This is a genomic window from Alteraurantiacibacter aestuarii, from assembly GCF_039523595.1.
GTDB lineage: Bacteria > Pseudomonadota > Alphaproteobacteria > Sphingomonadales > Sphingomonadaceae > Alteraurantiacibacter > Alteraurantiacibacter aestuarii.
This window is the reverse complement of record NZ_BAAAFP010000001.1, coordinates 647,699-665,669: the sequence shown is the minus strand read 5'-3', so window position 1 is coordinate 665,669 and position 17,971 is coordinate 647,699. Positions and strand designations below refer to the sequence as shown.

Sequence of the window (17,971 nt, the reverse complement as noted above, 5' to 3'; positions counted from 1 at the left end):
GCTATCCCCCCTTCAGCGCATCTGTGACGACGCGCCGATAGATCCTCACCAGCGCGTCCAGATCATCCAGCGCCACTGCTTCATCGGTCTTATGCATGGTTGCGTTGACAAGGCCAAATTCGATCACCGGGCACAGGTCCTTCAGGAAGCGCGCATCGGAGGTGCCGCCACTGGTGGATGCTTCGGGGACGATGCCGATCTCGGCCTCTACCGCCTTGGCGATAAGCTGCGAGAATTCACCCGGCGGGGTCAGGAAAGCCTCTCCTGAAACGATTGGCAACGCCCGTCCGCCATGTTTTCCGGCAATGGTGCACACACGCTCGGACAGTTCCGCGCCTGTATGCAAATCGTTGAAACGAATGGAAATCCGTGCCTTGGCCATCGCCGGAATGACATTGTGTGCGCGGTTGGTGGCATCGATCTCGGTTATTTCCAGATTGCTCGGCTGGAACCAGTCGGTCCCCTCATCCAGCACCAGCGCATCCAGTTCGGCCAGCATGGCGATCATCGGCGGCAGCGGGTTGCGGGCCAGGTGCGGATAGGCGACGTGGCCCTGCACGCCTTCCACTTCCAGCAGGATGTTGACCGATCCGCGCCGGCCGATCTTCATCGTATCGCCCAGCCGGTTGACGCTGGTGGGTTCGCCCACCAGGCACAGGTCCGGAATATCTCCGCGCTCACGCATCAGATCGATCAGCGCGCGCGTGCCGTTGAGCGCCGGGCCTTCCTCGTCCCCGGTGATGATCAGGCTGATGGTGCCGGCATCTGCGGGAATATCGACCAGCGCCGCCAGCATGCAGGCGATCGACCCCTTCATGTCCACCGCGCCGCGCCCGTACAGCAGGCCGCCGCGAATTTCAGGAGCAAAGGCATCGGAGGCCCAGCCCGCGCCGGGCGGCACCACATCGACATGGCCGGCAAAGGCGAAGTGGCGCGATCCGGTGGGCCCGCGGCGGATGGCGAACAGGTTCTCCACCGGCGCCTCGTCACTGCCTTCCGGTCCCTCGCCTGCCAGGAAGCGGACGACTTCGAAGCCGAGCGGCTCCAGCATCTGCTGCATGAGGTCAAACACCGCGCCGGTGGCGGGGGTCACACTGTCACAGGCGATCAGCGCGTGCGCGATCTGTGCCGGATTGCTGGAGTTGATCATGGCGCATGCGCTATACCAGAGCCGCGCAGCTTTCCAGACAGGGAGGAAGAAATGCCCAAGCCTGATCTTGAAGCGGTCCCGCCCACAGACGGCACGCCCTGTTGATCCGCCCGGACGGTCGCACTGAGATCAGGCGTCAGAAAATCAGGCGTCCACTGGCACTTCGAAGGCGGAGATCGTCCATTCTTCCGCTTCGGCGGCGGCAATCCACGCCTGCATCCATTCATGCTCCCAGATCGCCTGCATATAGGCCTGGGCAAAGCCGGGCACGCCAATGCCATAGGTGATGAAGCGGCTGACGATAGGGGCGTAGAAGATGTCCGCTGCGCCAAATGTGCCGAACAGGAACGGGCCACCCTTGCCAAAACGCGCGCGCGCCTCTGCCCACAGGCCCAGAATGCGAATGATGTCCGCCTTGGCGTCATCGGTCAGCTCAATGGGTATCGAGCGGCGGATATTCATCGGACACAGACGCCGCAGCGGCAAGTAGGAGGAGTGCATTTCGGCCACCATGGCACGGGCCATGCCGCGCGCTGCGTCATCCTTGGGCCAGAAGCGGTCGCGGCCGACCTTGTCTGCCAGATATTCCATGATCGCCATGGAATCCCACACCACCACGTCGCCATCCCACAGCACCGGCACCTTGCCCGCCGAAGGCTGGAATTCATCCTGCTGGCGCTTCATCGCCTGCCAGTCATCGCCATCGATATGAACCGTCAGTTCCTCGAAGGAGATGCCCGATTGCTTGGCAGCCAGCCATCCGCGCAAGGACCAGCTGGAGTAATTCTTGTTACCGATGATCAGCTTCATGTGGGGTCCCTGTCTGCCTTGGCGCAGCCCTAGGGATTCAGACAAAGCCTGTCGAGCCTGAACAGATGTGAAGCCGGTGTTAGGCACCTTGATTCAGCATGCTCACTCATCTCGCCGTTGTCAGGGGTTTGTTTACCATCGTGTTGCTAAGGAAACCCATCCACAGCGGCGAATGCGCCGGAAAAATGGTGAACGAGGGTCGTGCATATGCCGACAAGCAAGGAACGAAACAGTGCGAGTGAACGCATGCGGCACGCCTTCTGGGCCGGCCTCATTGCGCTCGTCCTGTCGTTCCTTACCGTCTTCGACGTCTTCGACCAGCTAACCTGGGTTGCCCAGTCGCGCCTCGCCACGTTCGAGGCGTCGGGCGACATCGTCTATGTCGGCACGGATGAGGACCTGACCGATCCCGGCTACCCCCAGCGCCGCGTTGAACTGGCAGAAACGCTCGACCGGCTGCGGGAAGAAGGCGTCAGCCGCGTCTACATCGACATGGTTTTCAATCGCCCGTCCACGGTCAAGGCCGATGAAGTGCTGAATGCTGCGATGCGTGCAGGTGGCGAAAATATCGTACTGGTGCAGAATTATGCCACCGGCCTCAACGGTGAAGACAGGCTGGAACGATCGGCCAGCAGCGTATCCCGCAATGTTGCCCAGGTTGCCACCAACCGGTGGGAAAACTACCTCGGCTTTACCTGGCAGATGCCGTTCATTGTCACCCACAGGGATGAACAGTTCACCAGCCTGCCGGCATCGCTGGCCGGACTGACCAGCAACAGCCACGAACAGTTCCCGATCAACTACAGCTTCGATCTGGCCTCCATCCCGTCATACCGATACCAGGATCTGCAGCTTGAAAAGGCTCCTCTGGGCCAGCGCGATGGCATTGCCGCGGACGTAGCAGGCAAGCTGGTGGTGCTGGGTGTATCGAACCGGAGCCAGACCAACAGCGCCAATATTCCCGGTCACATGGGCGTGCCCAACTCACTGGTCAGCATCTATGCGGCCGAAACGCTGATGGCTGGCCTTACCAAGGTAATTAGCGGTTATCTTGTACTGCTGTTTGCCTTTCTGGTGCTGTGTATTCTCAGCCAGACGCAAAATTCGCGCCTGCGCCATTCCTATTATGCGGCCATGTTCATTGGCCTGCTGGCCAGCGCCTTCGTTGCGGCGCAGATGGGCGCGAAAATCAGCATTGCAGCGGCCATCGCCCAATTGCTGATCTTCGGACTGTTCCGCGCCCGCACCAAGTGGAAGAGCAGCTTCCGCATGGTCGATCCTGACACCAACCTGCCCACCTTTGCCGCGCTGGAAGCGGACAAGGCAACGGCAGAGACGGTTCCGACCATCATCGTTGCGAAGATCCACCGGTTCGAGGAAGTGCGCAAGACGCTGCCGGCAGACCTGCATGCGGAATATCTGCTGCGTATAGTCGGACGGCTGAAGGCGGCAAAGAAAGAAGCCACCATCTATCTCGGGCAGGGTCACCTGATCGCATGGACCTTCCCCGAGAAGGAACCGGCACTTATTCGTGAACACCTCGAGGGCCTCAGAGCCCTGTTCTCGTCTCCATTGCTGGTGGGCGAAAACCAGGTGGACGTTGGCATCACCTTTGGCGTGGACATCACCCCCAGCCCCAATGTCACGCGCCGCGTGGCTGCCGCCGTTTCCGCCGCAGAGCGCACGACAGAGACATATGAACCGATAGAGATCGCCGAACTGGCCAGCGATGAAGACCTGATCTGGAACATTTCCCTGCAGGCCCGCATCGATTCCGCGCTTTCCAACGGCGAGATATATCTGATCTATCAGCCCAAGATCCTCGTCCAGTCAGGGGAACTGGTGGGCGTGGAGGCTCTGGTGCGCTGGCGCGATCCGGTGAAGGGCCTGATCCCGCCCGATCACTTCATCCGCCAGTGCGAGAATGCCGGCCGCATGACCCACCTCACCCGCCACGTGCTGGAAGAGGCCTGCCTGGCCGGCAATGCATTCGAGGACCGCGGCCTCAAGCTGCCGATCGCTGTCAACATCTCGGCCACGCTGGTCCATGAACGCGATATTGTGCGGATGGTGCGCGAAGTGCTGGATGAGACCGGCTTCGATCCGCTTCGCCTGACGCTGGAGATTACCGAGACCTATCGCATATCCAATTTCGAAGCGGCACACGATGTGCTGAGCGAGCTGGCAGCGCTTGGTCCGAAGATATCGATGGATGATTTCGGCGTCGGTGCGGCCAGCCTTGAAGCGCTGCAGCGCCTGCCATTTTCCGAACTGAAGATCGACCGCATGTTCACGTCGGCCATGAATACCGATGCCAAGGCCGCGGGCATCGTTCGCCACGTGCTGCGACTCGGAAAAGAATTGCGAATCATAGTGGTAGCGGAAGGGGTGGAAGACGGATCAACGTTAACCTTATTGCGCGATTCGGGGTGTCTTGTGGCTCAGGGTTTCGCAATTTCGAGACCCATTTCATTCGATGAAATCCTTAAATTTCAGAGGTTTAGTATTCCAGAAGAATTAAGAAAAATGGTTTAAACTTTACAAATATAAATGGTTAACCCATATGGAAGGTGTCCAAGCAAGGAGACTAACCATGGGTGGCAGCATTTATGATTGGCTTTTCGGCGGTCGCCGGGGCTAATCCTCAAAAAATTCAGATAGAAAAGGGTGCTTTCGGGTGCCCTTTTTTTCGTCTGCTGTCCGCAGCCGATTACGCGTTTCGCGGACGCCAGCTTCCCTAGGGAATCATGCCTCTTCCCGAGGTCATCTCGTCACTGAGTGGATCGCTGGAATACTGGCAAGCTGGGCGACCGACAGGTGCGGCGCTCAGGCGTCAGGTCCTCAGGCGTCAGGTCCTCAGGCGTCAGGTCCTCAGGTCGGCGAGAACGGCAGCGCGCAATTCGGCGATGCCCATTCCTTTTTCGGAACTGGTGATGTGCAGGTGCGGATGGGCCGCGGGGTGCTTGCGCGCTTCGGCCCGGACCTTGTCCGCCGTTGCCTCCAGCTCCGATGCCTTGATCTTGTCCGCCTTGGTCAGCACCAGCCGATAGCCGACCGCTGCCTCGTCGAGCATCTTCATCATCTCTTCGTCGACCGGCTTGATGCCATGGCGCGCATCGATCAGCACCAGCGTGCGTTTGAGCACCACCCGCCCGCGCAGGAAGGTGCGCACCAGGCTGCGCCATTTCTCGACCACTTTCACCGGTGCCTTGGCAAAGCCATAGCCGGGCATGTCCACCAGCCGGAACTGCGTGGGCTCCCCCACTTCGAAGAAGTTGAGCTCCTGCGTGCGGCCCGGCGTAACCGATGTGCGGGCAATCGCCTTGCGCCCGGTCAGCGCATTGAGCAGCGAGCTCTTGCCCACATTACTGCGCCCGCAAAAGGCCACCTCGGGGAAATCCGCCCCCGGGATGAACTTCAGCTGCGGTGCCGACAGCAGGAATTCGACGCGGCCTGAAAACAGCTTGCGCGCCTCTTCCGCCAGATCCTGTTCGTCGTCCGTCACCCCTTGCGCTCTGCGTTGCGCGCCTTTTCGGCGGCGTCCTTCTCTGCCTGCGCGCGCAATTGCGGGTGGCGCGAATAGAGATATTTCTGCTGCCCCAGCGTGAGCAGGTTGGAGGTGATCCAGTACAGCAGCAGGCCTGCGGCAAACGGCGCCATGACGAACATCAGCACCCACGGCATGATCATGAAGATCTGCTGCTGCATCGGGTCCATCGCCGCCGGGTTCAGCTTGAACTGCAGCCACATGGTCAGGCCCAGCAGCACCGCCAGCACGCCAATCGACAGGAAGCCGGGCGGGGTGAAATCGAGCAGGCCGAACAGGTTGAGGATGGTTGCCGGATCGGGTGCGGACAGATCCTTGATCCACAGCACGAACGGCTCATGGCGCATCTCGATGGCCAGCAACAGCGACTTGTACAGCGCGAAGAAGATCGGGATCTGGATGAAGATCGGCAGGCAGCCGGCCAGCGGATTGACCTTTTCTTCCTTGTACAGCTTGGCCATTTCCTGCTGCAGCTGCGGCTTGTCATCCTTGTAGCGTTCCTGCAGCGCCTTCATCTTGGGCTGCACCGCGCGCATCTGCGCCATGGAGGCAAACTGCTTTTGCGCGATGGGGAACATCAGGCCGCGAATGATGATGGTCAGGCAGATGATCGCCACGCCAAAATTGCCCACCAGGCCGAACAGGAAGATCAGCACCTGCCACATCGGCCAGGCGATGAAGCGGAACCAGCCCCAGTCGATGGCGAGGCCGAACTTCTCCACGCCCTGATCCTCATAGGCGTCCAGCACAGCGCTTTCCTTGGCGCCCGCGAACAGCCGCGTGCTGCGCGTCATCGTTGCGCCAGCAGGCACGGAGACGGTCTCATACAGCAGGTCGGCACGATAGGTATCATTGCCGGTGGATCGAAACGCGCTGGTGGCGGCAAAATCGTCATCCGCAATCAGCGCGGACATCCAGTAGATATCGGTAAAGCCGACCCACTCTGTGCGGCCGGGCATGTTGACGGGGCCTTCCTCGGCCACCTCGTCATAATTCCAGTCAAAATCGACTTCGTTGTCAATCGCCGCGATTGGGCCAGAATGAACATTCCACGTGCTGTGGCTGGCGGTCAGGCTGGTGCGGTTGACGAAGGCATAGGGACGCAGCGCAATCGAGCCATCGCTGTCATTGCGCACACTCTGCTCCACGGTCAGCATGTAATGCTCATCGATGGAGAAGGTCAGGATGAAGGTCTGGCCCTGGCCATTATCCCAGCTCAGCGTCAGCGGCGTTTCCTGCGTCAGCTCGCCGGTGCCGCTCCACTGCGTACGGGCATCGGGCAGGGCAATGCCATCACCCACCCAGCCGAATTGCGCGAATTGCTGCACATCGGTGCCGGCAGGGGCGAACCAGCGGATCGGCCCGCTGTCCTTGTCCACCGTCTGGCGGTGGGTCTTGAGTTCGATGTCATCGATCCGCGCGCCGACCGGATTGATCGAGCCGACGATTTCGGGTGCGTTGATCGGCAGGCGGCCCGGTGCGGCCAGCTCTGCATCAAGATCGCGGGCCAGCACGGCTTCCACACCCGGCCCTGCGGCCTGCGCAACGGGCGCACCGCTGGCATCGATGCCGGTATCCACCCCGGAACTTGCCCCGGAACTGGCGGTTTGCGACTGTTCGGCCACCACCGGCTGCGGGAAGAACCGCGTCATGACGAAGTCCCAGCCGAAAAGCAGGGCTGCGCTCAGCACGACGGCGAGGATGAGATTACGCTGATTGTCCAAGATTTTTTCCCGCGGTTCTATTCCATGCGATGCCCGTCAAGGCACCGGGTCGTATCCGTGTCCCCCCCAAGGGTGGCAGCGCAATAGCCGCTTGAGGGCCAGCCATCCACCCTTGATTGCACCATGCTTGTCCAGCGCATTAATAGCATATTCGCTGCAGCTGGGCTGGTACCGGCAAGTCGGCGGCAGAATGCGCGACGGGCCGATCTGCCAGAACCGCGCAACCAGGATCAGCGCGCGCTTCATCGCTGCGCTTTGCCAGACCTTGCGCGCGGGCTGCGCGGGCGATCACCCTTGCCCGCGGCGGCGCGTTCCAGAGCCTGCGTCAGCTCATCGCGCATCAGGTGGAAATCCCGCTCGATCCCGCCTGCCCGGCCAATCAGCACATGATCGTGATCGGGCAGGCCCTGCTGCGGCAAGGCATCGCGCAAAAGCTCCCGAAAACGGCGCTTGATGCGGTTGCGGACCACGGCATTGCCAACCTTCTTGGTCACCGTGATGCCAAACCGTTTGCCCCGCCCCTGATTGGGCCGGGTGAGCAGCACAAAACCGGGCCGCGCCACACGCAGGCCCCGGTTCGCCGCCAGAAAATCGGCGCGCTTGGTGAGAACGGATATTGTCACTGGTGCAAGATAGGAACTGATTCGGGCAGTGCCGAATCTTTTGTTTTGCGCGCGCCTGCTTGTTTTAGCCTCAAGCGCCGGCGGGATCGTTTGTCTTTCGCACGCGCATCCGCGCGCGCGTCCTCGGTGCTGATCCCTCCCCCCGGATCAAGTCCGGGGTGCGGGGCACCTGCGGGCGGGCATTTGCCCTTGCGGTCGGCTGGTCGCCGACCGTCACCTAGCCATGAATGTAGAGCCCGGTTCCTGGTCGCGGCAGCCAAAGGCCGACTGGCCGCCCGCAGCGCCGAAGGCGCGAGGAAAGCCTAAGGGGCCGGATGGCCCCGCCGGCGTCTGAGGCTCAAGTAATCAGGCGCTCAGCTTCTTGCGGCCGCGGGCGCGGCGGGCGCGGATTACCTTGCGGCCACCCACAGTTGCCTTGCGGGCGAAGAAACCGTGGCGGCGAGCACGCACGAGATTGCTCGGCTGAAAAGTGCGCTTCATGGGTGACGTCCTCGAATATCAAAAAGAAACGGCCACCCGCAAGGGCGGCCTTCATATGGGCGCGCAGTTAGTTGAGTGCGCCGGCCAAGTCAAGATATGCCAGTCGCGGAAGTTCGGCTGCGCTATCTGCCCTGCGCTCTTCAACGCGGCCTGACACGCGGTCTGTGGTGCGGTCTGTTTCGATCCAGCCGCGCATCTCCGCGCCGCTCATCCACATGGCCGATTCGAAAGGCACCGAATTGGTCATGGCATAGAAGCGCGCCGCCTCTTGGGCGTCCATGCCCATTTCGCGATAATAGGAAAGATACTTGAGGTGCTCGGGTGAGCCGGGGGCATAATCCCACGCGCCCTGCCCATATTCATCCAGCCACGCATGGACGGCAAATTCCGCGCCATCGGCGATCCGGCGGGTGGAGCCTGCCAGGAACAGTTCCACCGCGCCGGAACGGACCGAGCCACCTTCAGGTGCCACCGCAGCGATGCCGCGGGCGCGAATCATCCGGCCCAACCTCAAATTTGCCCGGTCATCATGCGTGCCGGGGCACTCGATGAATTCCAGCGTGTCGATCCCGGGGTAATCGGCCAGCATGCGGTCAAATTCCGCCGGAGAGTAGGAATCGGTCACCCCCACCAGCGCCGCGCGGCCATTGTCCAGCACGCGGAACGGGCCATAGGCGGCGATTGCATTTTGTTCAGCATGGGCCAGCTGCGGGGAGACAAAGCGCGATGCGCCGGTCTCCACCCACTGCTCCACCACCTCTTCATAGACGTAGGTCTGCGCCGCCGCAGGCAGCGCAAGCAGGGCTGACAGCGAGACAAGAATGGTAACGAGAATGCGCATGGCATCATCAGTGCCCCGTGCGCCCTACCCAATGCTGAAGAAGTTCGGTTTCCGATCAATTTACCATGTGCATCTCGACACCGGCACACGGCCCGCTATCACTTTCAATTCAAAGGGAGAGTTGCACTTGGTAGCCTTGGTATCGACGGTCGCCTATCTCGGGCTGGAAGCGCGCAGTGTGGAGGTGCAGTGCCAGGTTGCGCCGGGCATGCCGCGCTTCGCGATTGTCGGCCTGCCGGACAAGGCGGTGGGTGAAAGCCGGGAGCGGGTGCAAAGCGCGCTGGCCGCCATGGGTCTGGCGCTGCCGCCAAAGCGCATCACCATCAACCTTTCCCCCGCAGACCTGCCCAAGGAAGGCAGCCATTACGATCTGCCCATCGCGCTGGCGCTGCTGGCGGCCATGGGCGTGACCGATGCCGAGCAGCTGGCCGATTTCATCGCCGTGGGGGAGCTGGCGCTGGATGGCCGGATCGTCGCATCTCCCGGCGTGCTGCTGGCCGCGATCCACGCCAGTGAGGAGGAGATGGGCCTGATCTGCCCCGCCGCGCAGGGCACCGAGGCACGCTGGGCCAGCGATGTGCCCTTGTGCGCCGCGCCCGATCTGGTCAGCCTGCTCAACCACCTCAAAGGCACCAGCCGCCTGCCCGATCCCGAGCCGGGAGAAGTGGCCGAGCCCGATCATGGCCCGGACCTCAAAAGCGTCAAAGGACAGGAAACCGCCAAGCGCGCGCTGGAGATTGCAGCGGCAGGTGGTCACAACCTTTTGATGATCGGGCCGCCCGGGGCGGGCAAGAGCCTGCTCGCATCCTGCCTGCCGGGCATATTGCCGCAGCTGACATCGGCGGAGGCGCTGGAGACCAGCATGGTCGCCAGCGTCGCCGGCACGCTGGAAGGCGGGCGCATCAGCCGCAACCGTCCCTTCCGCGCGCCGCATCATTCGGCCAGCATGGCGGCGCTGGTGGGCGGCGGCCTGAAGGTTAAGCCGGGTGAGGTCTCGCTCGCCCATCTGGGGGTGCTGTTCCTGGATGAACTGCCCGAATTCCAGCGCACCGTGCTCGATTCGCTGCGCCAGCCGCTGGAGACGGGCAAGGTCGATGTGGCTCGCGCCAACGCGCATGTTTCCTTCCCCGCTCGGGTGCAACTGGTGGCGGCGATGAACCCGTGCCGCTGCGGCCACCTGGGCGATGCCGCACTCGCCTGCTCACGCGCGCCGCGCTGCGCCGCCGATTACCAGTCCAAGGTTTCCGGCCCGATGCTCGACCGGATAGATCTGCATGTGGAGGTCAATGCGGTGAGCGCCGCCGATCTTTCGCTTCCGCCTGCCGCCGAAGGCAGCGCGCAGGTTGCCGCCCGCGTGGCACAGGCCCGCACCCATCAGACCGCACGCGGCATCCGCTCCAATGCCGAGCTGGACGGGGACAAGCTGGAGCAATACGCCACGCCCGACGAGGCTGGCCGAAAGCTGCTGATGCAGGCGGCTGATGCCATGCGCCTGTCCGCCCGCAGCTACACCCGCATATTGCGCGTGGCCCGCACGATTGCGGATCTGGCGGGCAGCAAAGGCGTGACCCGCATCCATGTGGCCGAAGCGCTCAGCTACCGTCGGCAGGCGCCGAGGGCGTGAGCATGGGGCCGGATATTGAGATTCGTGCCTTTCAGCCCGGTGACGAGGACGCGCTGTGGTCCATTCTCGAGCCCGTGATTCGCGAAGGCACCACCTACCCTGTCGATCCTGCGGCCAGCCGGGAAGACGCCTTCGCCTATTGGTTTGCACCGGACAAACAGGTGTTCGTGGCCGAACTGGGCGGCGAGGTCGTCGGCAGCTATTACCTCAAGCCCAATTCCACCGGCCCTGCGGCGCATGTCGCCAATGCGGGGTACATGGTCCACCCTGATGCGCGTGGGCGCGGAGTGGCGCGGGCGATGGCGCTGGATTCCTTCACAAGGGCCAGGGCTGCGGGCTTCCACGCCATGCAGTTCAATCTGGTGATCGCCACCAATACTGCCGCGCTCAAGCTGTGGCGCTCTGTGGGTATGGAGGAAGTCGGGCGGTTGACCGGGGCGTTCCGCCATCCGGGCGAAGGCCTGGTCGATGCGCTGGTGATGTACCGCCTGCTGTAAGGCGCGGGGTCAGCTTTGGCCGCTCAGCCCTTCTTGACGCTCTGGCCCAGCCTTGCGCTGTCTTGCCAGGCGAGGTCCTGCCAGGTCAGTTCGCGGCCATCGGCGGCGCGGATGGTGATGCGGGCGATCGGCAGGCCGTCCCTTGCATCCACCAGCACCGGATTGGTGGCAATGCCGGTGCCGTAACGCTCCCCCCACTGGCGCAGGGCGAGCATGGCGGGCAGCAGGTCCAGCCCCTTTTCGGTGAGGCGGTATTCCACCTTGCGGCGATCCTCCTGCGATCGGATGCGGGCCATCACGCCGTTTTCCACCAGCCTGCCAAGGCGGCCAGAAAGGATGTTGCGGGCAATGCCCAGCTCCGCCGAAAACTCCTCGAAATGCACCAGCCCGTTGAAGGCGGCGCGCAGGATCATGAAAGACCAGCGCTCTCCCATCACCTCCAGCGCCTGGGGCAATCCGCATGTGGCCAGCTGTTTCAGAGGTTCGCGCAAGTCATTCATCGGACATCTTCTAGCCTATCGCGCGGACAAACCCAATTCCCCGTGGATTCGCCCTTGCTGACATTGGTATAGGTTGTTATTAGAAACTCTATTGCGTCCCTCCATCAATCTCCATCCCGGGACGAGACTGGCCCCTGCGCACCCCCCAAGGTCTGCGTGGGGGCCTGTTTTTTGGCCAAAGCTGGATTTTTGCAGGTCCCGGATTTTGGCAGGGCCTATGGCGCCAGCAGGCCCTTGGCGATCATGTCGGCCTCCAGCGCATCGGCATGGGTGAAGACATGGCCATGCCAGCCGCGCGCGGTGGCGGCGGCGATGTTCTCGGCCTTGTCATCGATGAAGAACAATTGCTGCGGCGGCAGGCCAAAGCGCGCCTCGGCAATCTGGTAGATCGCCGGGTCGGGCTTGGTGCATTTTTCATGGCCGGAAACGACAATGTCGCGGAATACGTCGAACACCGGCCAGGCATCGCGGAACGGACCCCAGAAATCAGCGCCGAAGTTTGACAGGCCGAAGATCGGTACGCCGCGCGCATGCAGCGCATCCACCAGCGCGTGCGTGCCCGCAATCGGTCCGGGAATCGTTTCATCAAAGCGCTGCGCATAGGCATCGATCAGATGCGCATAGCGGGGAAACTGGGCTTTGCGTTCAGGCACCATTTCAGCCAGCGGGCGGCCATCGTCCTGCTGGTGGTGCCACGCTTCGGACACCACATTTTCCAGGAACCAGTCGAGCTCCTGCGGATCGGCAATCAGCTTTTCGAACAGGTGGCGCAGATCCCACTGGATCAGCACGCGCCCGATATCGAACACCACGGCGGAAGGTGCATCAGACATGCAAAAAGCCCCCGATTGCGCGGGGGCTTTGCAAGAGACCCGAACCGCGATGATTTCGCGGTGCGGCCGACATCATCAGCCCTGGCGGGCCTTGAAACGGCGGTTGGTCTTGTTGATCACATAAGTGCGCCCACGACGGCGAATAACGCGGCAATCGCGGTGGCGGTTCTTCAGCGACTTGAGGCTGTTGCGGATCTTCATGACATCTTTTCCTGAAAAATAATCGGCACCGGAGCTGACCCCCCAAAGGCGATCTTCAACCCACAGTGCCGGAATTTCGTGAGGCGCAACTATGGTCCAAGCCGCCCCAAGTCAAGGCTCGGCGCGCATATCGGCCAGTTTCCGCTCCCAATTGAGCGCATGGCGGACGATTTCGTCCAGATCGGCATGCTGCGGCACCCACGGCAGGGTGGATTTGATGCGCGCGGGGTCCGAAATCAGCGAATCGGGATCACCGGCCCTGCGCGGTCCCATCACCCGCTCGATCTTCATGTTCGTCACCCGGTCCACCGCATCCAGCACTTCGAGCACGGAGAACCCCCGGCCATAGCCGCAATTCATCGTCATCGAGGTTGCGGGCGCGCCGATCAGCGCATCCAGCGCCAGCACATGCGCCGCCGCCAGATCGCTGACATGGATATAGTCGCGCACGCCAGTGCCATCGGGCGTATCGTAATCGGTGCCGAATACGGAGACATTGGCGCGCTTGCCCAGCGCGGCTTCCACCGCAACCTTGATCAGATGGGTCGCGCCCGCAGTCGATTGCCCGCTGCGCCCCTGCGGATCGGCCCCGGCCACGTTGAAATAGCGCAGGGCGCAATAGTTGAAGTCATGCGCAGCGGCGGTGTCGGCCAGCATCTGCTCGGTCATCAGCTTGGACCAGCCATAGGGGTTGATCGGCGCCTTGGGCAGATCCTCGCTGACGGGCGAGGTTTCGGGCACGCCATAAGTCGCCGCCGTGCTGGAGAAGATGAAATGCGGCACGCCCGCAGTCACCACCGCTTCCAGCAGGGTGCGGCTGTTGGCGGTGTTGTTGCGATAATATTTGAGCGGATTGTCCACCGATTCGGGGACGATGATGGAGCCGGCAAAATGCATCACCGCGCCGATTTTCTGCTCGGCAAAAATGCGCGCCAGCAGATCGCCATCGGCAATGTCCCCTTGGTAGAAGGTAACACCATCGGGTATGGCAAAGCGAAAGCCGGTGGACAGGTTGTCTATCACGGTGACCGGCCAGCCACGATCGCGCAACGCAAGCACGGCGTGGCTGCCAATATATCCGGCACCGCCGGTGACAAGTACGGGAACAGGGAGAGGTGTGCTCATGAAGGGCCGCCTAGCAACATATGGCAAATCAAGCGTTAAGCCTGGCACCTGTGGTCCCCTTCATGCGTTGGGACAATATGAAACACGCCATCAAGACCATTTTCGCCCTGGCAGCCTGCTCCGCCGCACTGTCTGCCTGCACCACGCCGGCCTATGTCTCACCAGTGGAGGTCACGCGCTTTACCGGCGCGGCGCCTGCCCAGCTGGGACAGGGCACCATCAGCGTGGAGGCCGCGCCGGGGCGGGACAGCGCATCGATCGAATTCACCGTGTTCCGTGACCAGCTGGAACGCGAGCTGAGCGTGATTGGCTACCACGTGGTCGCCAGCAGGGGCAGCCAGGTCGCCATGCTCGATATCGCCCGCACTGTGGCCGAGGGAGAGCGGCGCAGCCCGGTCAGCGTGGGCGGCGGCGCGGGCGTTGGCTCCTATGGCTCGGGCGTGGGACTGGGCGTGGGCATAGACCTGTCAGGTTCGCCGCCGGACCGCATCGATACGCAGGTGGCGGTCTCCATCCGCCGCGCCACGGGCGGAGCCAACCTGTGGGAAGGCCGCGCCCGGTTCACAGCCACTGACAATAGCGACTATGTGGACCCGGCACTGGCAGCAGACCGAGCCATCGCCGCGCTGTTCACCGATTTTCCCGGACAATCGGGCGAGACCATAGAGATTACCCCAGAGGACCAATGACCGACATCCACATCAACGCCGCCTTCGACAGCGGCAATATTGAAGTCCTGTCCACAGACGGCACCAACGCCAGGCTGGCGATCCGCAAGGACAGGGACAGCGAATTCGCCCAGTGGTTCCATTTCCGCGTGAGCAATTGCGCCGGGCGGCAGATCGAACTGAAGATCACCGGCATGGAAGCCACCGCCTATCCGCAAGGCTGGCCGGGATATCAGGCTTGCGTTTCGGAAGACCGCCAATATTGGGGCCGGGCGCATAGCAGCTATGACAAGGGTGAGGACGGCGGCACGCTGACCATCCATTTTGCCCCCTCCGCCGATCTGGCCTGGTTTGCATATTTTGCGCCTTATTCGATGGAACGCCACGATGACCTGGTGGCCGAAGCCGCCCTTTTCGAAGGCGTGCGCCACCGCACCCTGGGCCACTCGCTCGACGGGCGCAGCATCGATTGCCTTGAGCTGGGTGAGGGCGATAAGCAGGTGTGGCTCTATGCCCGCCAGCATCCGGGGGAAAGCATGGCGCAGTGGTGGGCCGAAGGCGCGCTGGACATGCTGTGCGATGATTCTGATCCCATCGCCCGCAGGCTGCGCCAGCTGTGCCGCTTTCACATCGTGCCGAACTGCAATCCCGATGGCAGCTTTCGCGGCCATCTGCGCACCAATGCCGCAGGCGTGAACCTCAACCGCGAATGGCATACGCCAACAGCTGACCGCTCACCCGAAGTGCTCGCCATCCGCAATGCGATGGACGCCAGCGGCGTGGATTTTGCGATGGATGTGCACGGGGATGAGGCGATTGCGGCCAATTTCCTCGCCGGTTTCGAAGGTATCCCGTCATGGACCGATGAGCTGGGCGCGTCTTATGATCGCTACCGCTCGATCCTGCAGCGGCGCACTCCCGATTTCCAGATCAGGCTGGGCTATCCGCCCGCCCGGCCGGGCAATGCCAATCTGTCGATGAGCACCAATCAGGTGGCGGAGCGCTTTGGCGCCTGCGCGATGACGCTGGAAATGCCGTTCAAGGACCATGACCCGATGCCCGATGCCGAGCAGGGGTGGAGCCCGGAGCGCTGCAAACTGCTGGCGCGCGATTGCATGGGCGCGCTGCTGGAGTGGCTGGAGGGCTGACGCGGCGCGCGCCAGCCCTCCAGACAATTTACTCGGCAGCTTCGGCGCGCGTGCCGGTGAGCGGGATCGGCCCGAAGTCGGACAGGATCTGCCCGGTCAGCGTGTCGCCATCGGCAGTGCCCGAATAGGTCAGGTTCATCGGCCCCTGCGGCGTGGTGAGCGCGCGCTTGAAGGTGAAGGTGGCGCCGTCCACGGCCACATCGCTGATCACGCTTGCCATCGGCGGCGCATCGGCGGGGGCACCCGGCATCGGGCCGTCGACGATTTCCACGCCGTAGCCGTCATCGGCCTGCGTCAGGATCAGCGTCGATTCAATCTTGGTTCCCTGCACGTCAATGGCCGTATCCCATGTGCCAAGTGCGCTGGAATCCTGTGCCATTGCCGGAACGCCGGTGAACGTGGCGGCAAGCGATGCGGCAATTGCCATGGCGGCAAGTCGAAGGCTTTTCATGTTATGATCCTCTCCCTGTTAGTCCCTGGAGCGGATGGTAAGCCCAACATTGGCTGGCGGGCAAACGAATTACGACAGGGCGGCAGGGCCAAAACTGTCGGGCAGCAAGTGTGACAGGCGCCATTCGCGCACGCCGCTGCGCCCCTCACCCAGCACCAGCGGATCGCTGCCATCCAGCCCGGCCAGTTCGGTCAGCACCTGACGGCAGCGACCGCACGGGCTGATCTCGTCCGCATCGGGGCCGCTGATGGCCACCGCCACCAGACCGCCGCGGCGCCCTTCGCTCATCGCCCTGGCCACCGCCACCGTCTCCCCGCACAGCGAGAGGCCATAGCTGGCGTTTTCGACATTGGCGCCGGTCACCACCTGCCCGTCGTCGAACAGCAGCGCCGCGCCCACGCGAAAGTTGGAATAGGGCGCGTGGGCCAGATCGGCGGCAGCGCGCGCGGCGTCCAGAAGCTCTACGCTGTTAATGCTCATTCCTGCACCACCACCCAATGTACCGGTTCTTGCGTCACCGCCGTCCACAGCCGCGGATTGGCTGTCCATAGCGTAAACGGCCGCCCGCCATAGTCGGGTTCGAGGAAGGAGCTTTCCAGCCACAGGTTCCGCTCGATCCGGCTGGCGATGGCGTAATGCTCCTCAAACGCAGGCGAGACCTTCAATATGGCGGACTGGCCGGCATGGCCCTCCACCTGGTTGAGGAAGGTGGTCAGCTCGCTCTCCACCGCCGCTTCGGTAATCGGGTCGGAGCAGTCGGTGGCCAGCTTGTCCAGCGCGATCACCGGCGGCAGCATGGCCGCATCGCGCGGGACGATGGTGACGAAATTGGCCGCCTGACGCTCCGCCGGAACGCATGGGTCATAGGCGTGGACCGCGCCATAGGGCAGCACGCCGCCTTCCAGCGCGCGCAGATTGTCACTCAGCATGGGATCGCGCCCGTCAGCCCCTTCGCTGGCTTCCAGATAGACGAAATCCGCGCCAATCGCGGCCAGACCGGCAAAGTCCACCTGCCCGTCCTGCGCACTCACCAGCACGCCTTGGGTGGGATAATCCTCGCGCGACGGAGTCCAGTGCTGCGCCTGCCACCAGCCGTAAATACCGGCCACCGCCAGCAGCAGGGCCACAAAGGCGGCGATGCGCCAGCGCCAGGGGAATGCCCGTTTCCTGCCCATGATTTGCCTGCGACCCCACCCTTTCTCAGGCTTTGATATGCAGCACGCAGATCAATGTGAACAGCCGCCTTGCGGTGGCAAAATCGGTAACGATCTTGCCTTCCAATATGCCCAGCAGGTGGCGCGTGCCGCGATCATGGATGGCGCGGCGGGTCATGTCCAGCGTCTCGATTTCCGCCGATGTCGCCTTGCGCAGCGCCTTGTAATAGGAATCGCAGATGGCGAAATATTCGCGGATCACCCGCCGCAGACGCGCCATTCCCAGCCCAATCGTGCCGGCATCGGCGCCGTTGTTATCATACACCAGGATCGCCAGCTTGCCGTCGATTACGGACAGGTGCAGCTGCCACGGCCCCTTGTGGCCCTTGCTCACGGCGCGCAGCGGGCGGAACTCATTGTCCTCCACCAGATCGCGCAGGGCCACCTCGCGCTCATTCTCCACATCGGCATTGCGGGCGATGATCGTGGCTTCGTCGAGCACGATGGAGGTGATACGGTCTTGGGGCGCGGTTGTAAGCATGATGGACATATTTTCGCAGGTCCACGCTCATTGTGCAATTGCGAAGTAGAATGA

The 17,971-nt window shown here is 62.7% G+C and carries 21 protein-coding genes; 5 read left to right on the top strand and 16 right to left on the bottom strand.

Annotation, left to right across the window (positions count from 1 at the left end):
- Nucleotide 1: 1 nt before the first annotated feature.
- Together dapE and ABDZ98_RS03165 are read right to left on the bottom strand one after the other, a co-directional pair.
- Nucleotides 2-1,150, bottom strand: coding sequence for a succinyl-diaminopimelate desuccinylase (dapE, locus tag ABDZ98_RS03170; protein WP_160591902.1), 1,149 nt, complete (start codon nucleotides 1,148-1,150; stop codon nucleotides 2-4).
- Nucleotides 1,151-1,294: 144 nt separating this feature from the next.
- The gene (locus tag ABDZ98_RS03165) at nucleotides 1,295-1,960 is read right to left on the bottom strand and encodes a glutathione S-transferase family protein (RefSeq protein WP_160591900.1); all 666 of its coding nucleotides are present in this window, start codon (nucleotides 1,958-1,960) and stop codon (nucleotides 1,295-1,297) included.
- Nucleotides 1,961-2,206: 246 nt separating this feature from the next.
- On the opposite strand from ABDZ98_RS03165, the gene ABDZ98_RS03160 reads away from it, so the two are divergent.
- The gene (locus ABDZ98_RS03160; protein WP_237437510.1) at nucleotides 2,207-4,495 is read left to right on the top strand and encodes an EAL domain-containing protein; all 2,289 of its coding nucleotides are present in this window, start codon (nucleotides 2,207-2,209) and stop codon (nucleotides 4,493-4,495) included.
- Between the two features lie 328 nt (nucleotides 4,496-4,823).
- Here ABDZ98_RS03160 and yihA read toward each other — a convergent pair whose 3' ends face one another.
- From yihA to ABDZ98_RS03130, 6 genes are all read right to left on the bottom strand, one after another.
- On the bottom strand, nucleotides 4,824-5,465 hold the full coding sequence (gene yihA / locus ABDZ98_RS03155) for a ribosome biogenesis GTP-binding protein YihA/YsxC (RefSeq protein ID WP_160591896.1): 642 nt from the start codon (nucleotides 5,463-5,465) through the stop codon (nucleotides 4,824-4,826).
- Complete coding sequence (gene yidC, locus ABDZ98_RS03150; RefSeq protein ID WP_160591894.1) at nucleotides 5,462-7,231, bottom strand: membrane protein insertase YidC; 1,770 nt, start codon at nucleotides 7,229-7,231, stop codon at nucleotides 5,462-5,464. The genes yihA and yidC overlap by 4 nt, the downstream gene beginning before the upstream one ends.
- A gap of 36 nt (nucleotides 7,232-7,267) precedes the next feature.
- Nucleotides 7,268-7,477: a membrane protein insertion efficiency factor YidD gene (gene yidD, locus ABDZ98_RS03145; protein WP_160591892.1), complete on the bottom strand. Its 210-nt coding sequence runs from the start codon at nucleotides 7,475-7,477 to the stop codon at nucleotides 7,268-7,270.
- On the bottom strand, nucleotides 7,474-7,854 hold the full coding sequence (gene rnpA / locus ABDZ98_RS03140) for a ribonuclease P protein component (protein WP_337190198.1): 381 nt from the start codon (nucleotides 7,852-7,854) through the stop codon (nucleotides 7,474-7,476). The genes yidD and rnpA overlap by 4 nt, the downstream gene beginning before the upstream one ends.
- A gap of 345 nt (nucleotides 7,855-8,199) precedes the next feature.
- Entirely contained in the window at nucleotides 8,200-8,334 is a 135-nt protein-coding gene (rpmH, locus tag ABDZ98_RS03135; protein WP_160591890.1) for a 50S ribosomal protein L34, read from the bottom strand.
- Between the two features lie 67 nt (nucleotides 8,335-8,401).
- A complete protein-coding gene (locus tag ABDZ98_RS03130; protein ID WP_160591888.1) occupies nucleotides 8,402-9,175 on the bottom strand; it encodes an alpha/beta hydrolase in 774 nt (257 codons plus the stop codon).
- 127 nt (nucleotides 9,176-9,302) lie between these two features.
- Between ABDZ98_RS03130 and ABDZ98_RS03125 the strand changes: the two genes are divergently transcribed.
- Together ABDZ98_RS03125 and ABDZ98_RS03120 are read left to right on the top strand one after the other, a co-directional pair.
- A complete protein-coding gene (locus ABDZ98_RS03125; protein ID WP_160591886.1) occupies nucleotides 9,303-10,799 on the top strand; it encodes a YifB family Mg chelatase-like AAA ATPase in 1,497 nt (498 codons plus the stop codon).
- A gap of 2 nt (nucleotides 10,800-10,801) precedes the next feature.
- A complete protein-coding gene (locus ABDZ98_RS03120; protein ID WP_160592067.1) occupies nucleotides 10,802-11,296 on the top strand; it encodes a GNAT family N-acetyltransferase in 495 nt (164 codons plus the stop codon).
- Nucleotides 11,297-11,319: 23 nt separating this feature from the next.
- Here the strand turns inward: ABDZ98_RS03120 and ABDZ98_RS03115 are convergent, their stop codons facing one another.
- From ABDZ98_RS03115 to galE, 4 genes are all read right to left on the bottom strand, one after another.
- Nucleotides 11,320-11,796, bottom strand: coding sequence for a winged helix-turn-helix transcriptional regulator (locus ABDZ98_RS03115; protein ID WP_160591884.1), 477 nt, complete (start codon nucleotides 11,794-11,796; stop codon nucleotides 11,320-11,322).
- Nucleotides 11,797-12,011: 215 nt separating this feature from the next.
- Entirely contained in the window at nucleotides 12,012-12,629 is a 618-nt protein-coding gene (locus ABDZ98_RS03110; protein WP_160591882.1) for an HAD family hydrolase, read from the bottom strand.
- 75 nt (nucleotides 12,630-12,704) lie between these two features.
- Nucleotides 12,705-12,830 carry a type B 50S ribosomal protein L36 gene (ykgO, locus tag ABDZ98_RS03105; RefSeq protein WP_007165381.1) on the bottom strand — a complete coding sequence of 42 codons (126 nt, stop codon included), beginning with the start codon at nucleotides 12,828-12,830 and terminating at the stop codon, nucleotides 12,705-12,707.
- Nucleotides 12,831-12,941: 111 nt separating this feature from the next.
- On the bottom strand, nucleotides 12,942-13,955 hold the full coding sequence (galE, locus tag ABDZ98_RS03100; protein ID WP_160591880.1) for a UDP-glucose 4-epimerase GalE: 1,014 nt from the start codon (nucleotides 13,953-13,955) through the stop codon (nucleotides 12,942-12,944).
- Between the two features lie 77 nt (nucleotides 13,956-14,032).
- Between galE and ABDZ98_RS03095 the strand changes: the two genes are divergently transcribed.
- The gene (locus ABDZ98_RS03095; protein ID WP_160591878.1) at nucleotides 14,033-14,644 is read left to right on the top strand and encodes a DUF4136 domain-containing protein; all 612 of its coding nucleotides are present in this window, start codon (nucleotides 14,033-14,035) and stop codon (nucleotides 14,642-14,644) included.
- Nucleotides 14,641-15,771: a M14 family metallopeptidase gene (locus tag ABDZ98_RS03090; protein ID WP_160591876.1), complete on the top strand. Its 1,131-nt coding sequence runs from the start codon at nucleotides 14,641-14,643 to the stop codon at nucleotides 15,769-15,771. Before ABDZ98_RS03095 ends, ABDZ98_RS03090 begins: the two co-directional genes overlap by 4 nt.
- A gap of 28 nt (nucleotides 15,772-15,799) precedes the next feature.
- Here the strand turns inward: ABDZ98_RS03090 and ABDZ98_RS03085 are convergent, their stop codons facing one another.
- The 4 genes from ABDZ98_RS03085 to ABDZ98_RS03070 form a co-directional block, all read right to left on the bottom strand.
- A complete protein-coding gene (locus tag ABDZ98_RS03085) occupies nucleotides 15,800-16,222 on the bottom strand; it encodes a hypothetical protein (protein ID WP_160591874.1) in 423 nt (140 codons plus the stop codon).
- Nucleotides 16,223-16,291: 69 nt separating this feature from the next.
- A complete protein-coding gene (locus tag ABDZ98_RS03080) occupies nucleotides 16,292-16,702 on the bottom strand; it encodes a cytidine deaminase (protein ID WP_160591872.1) in 411 nt (136 codons plus the stop codon).
- Nucleotides 16,699-17,397, bottom strand: a complete 699-nt coding sequence (locus tag ABDZ98_RS03075; protein ID WP_160591869.1) for a glycoside hydrolase family 25 protein — start codon at nucleotides 17,395-17,397, stop codon at nucleotides 16,699-16,701. The genes ABDZ98_RS03080 and ABDZ98_RS03075 overlap by 4 nt, the downstream gene beginning before the upstream one ends.
- A gap of 25 nt (nucleotides 17,398-17,422) precedes the next feature.
- On the bottom strand, nucleotides 17,423-17,926 hold the full coding sequence (locus ABDZ98_RS03070) for a UPF0262 family protein (RefSeq protein ID WP_160591867.1): 504 nt from the start codon (nucleotides 17,924-17,926) through the stop codon (nucleotides 17,423-17,425).
- Nucleotides 17,927-17,971 lie beyond the last annotated feature (45 nt).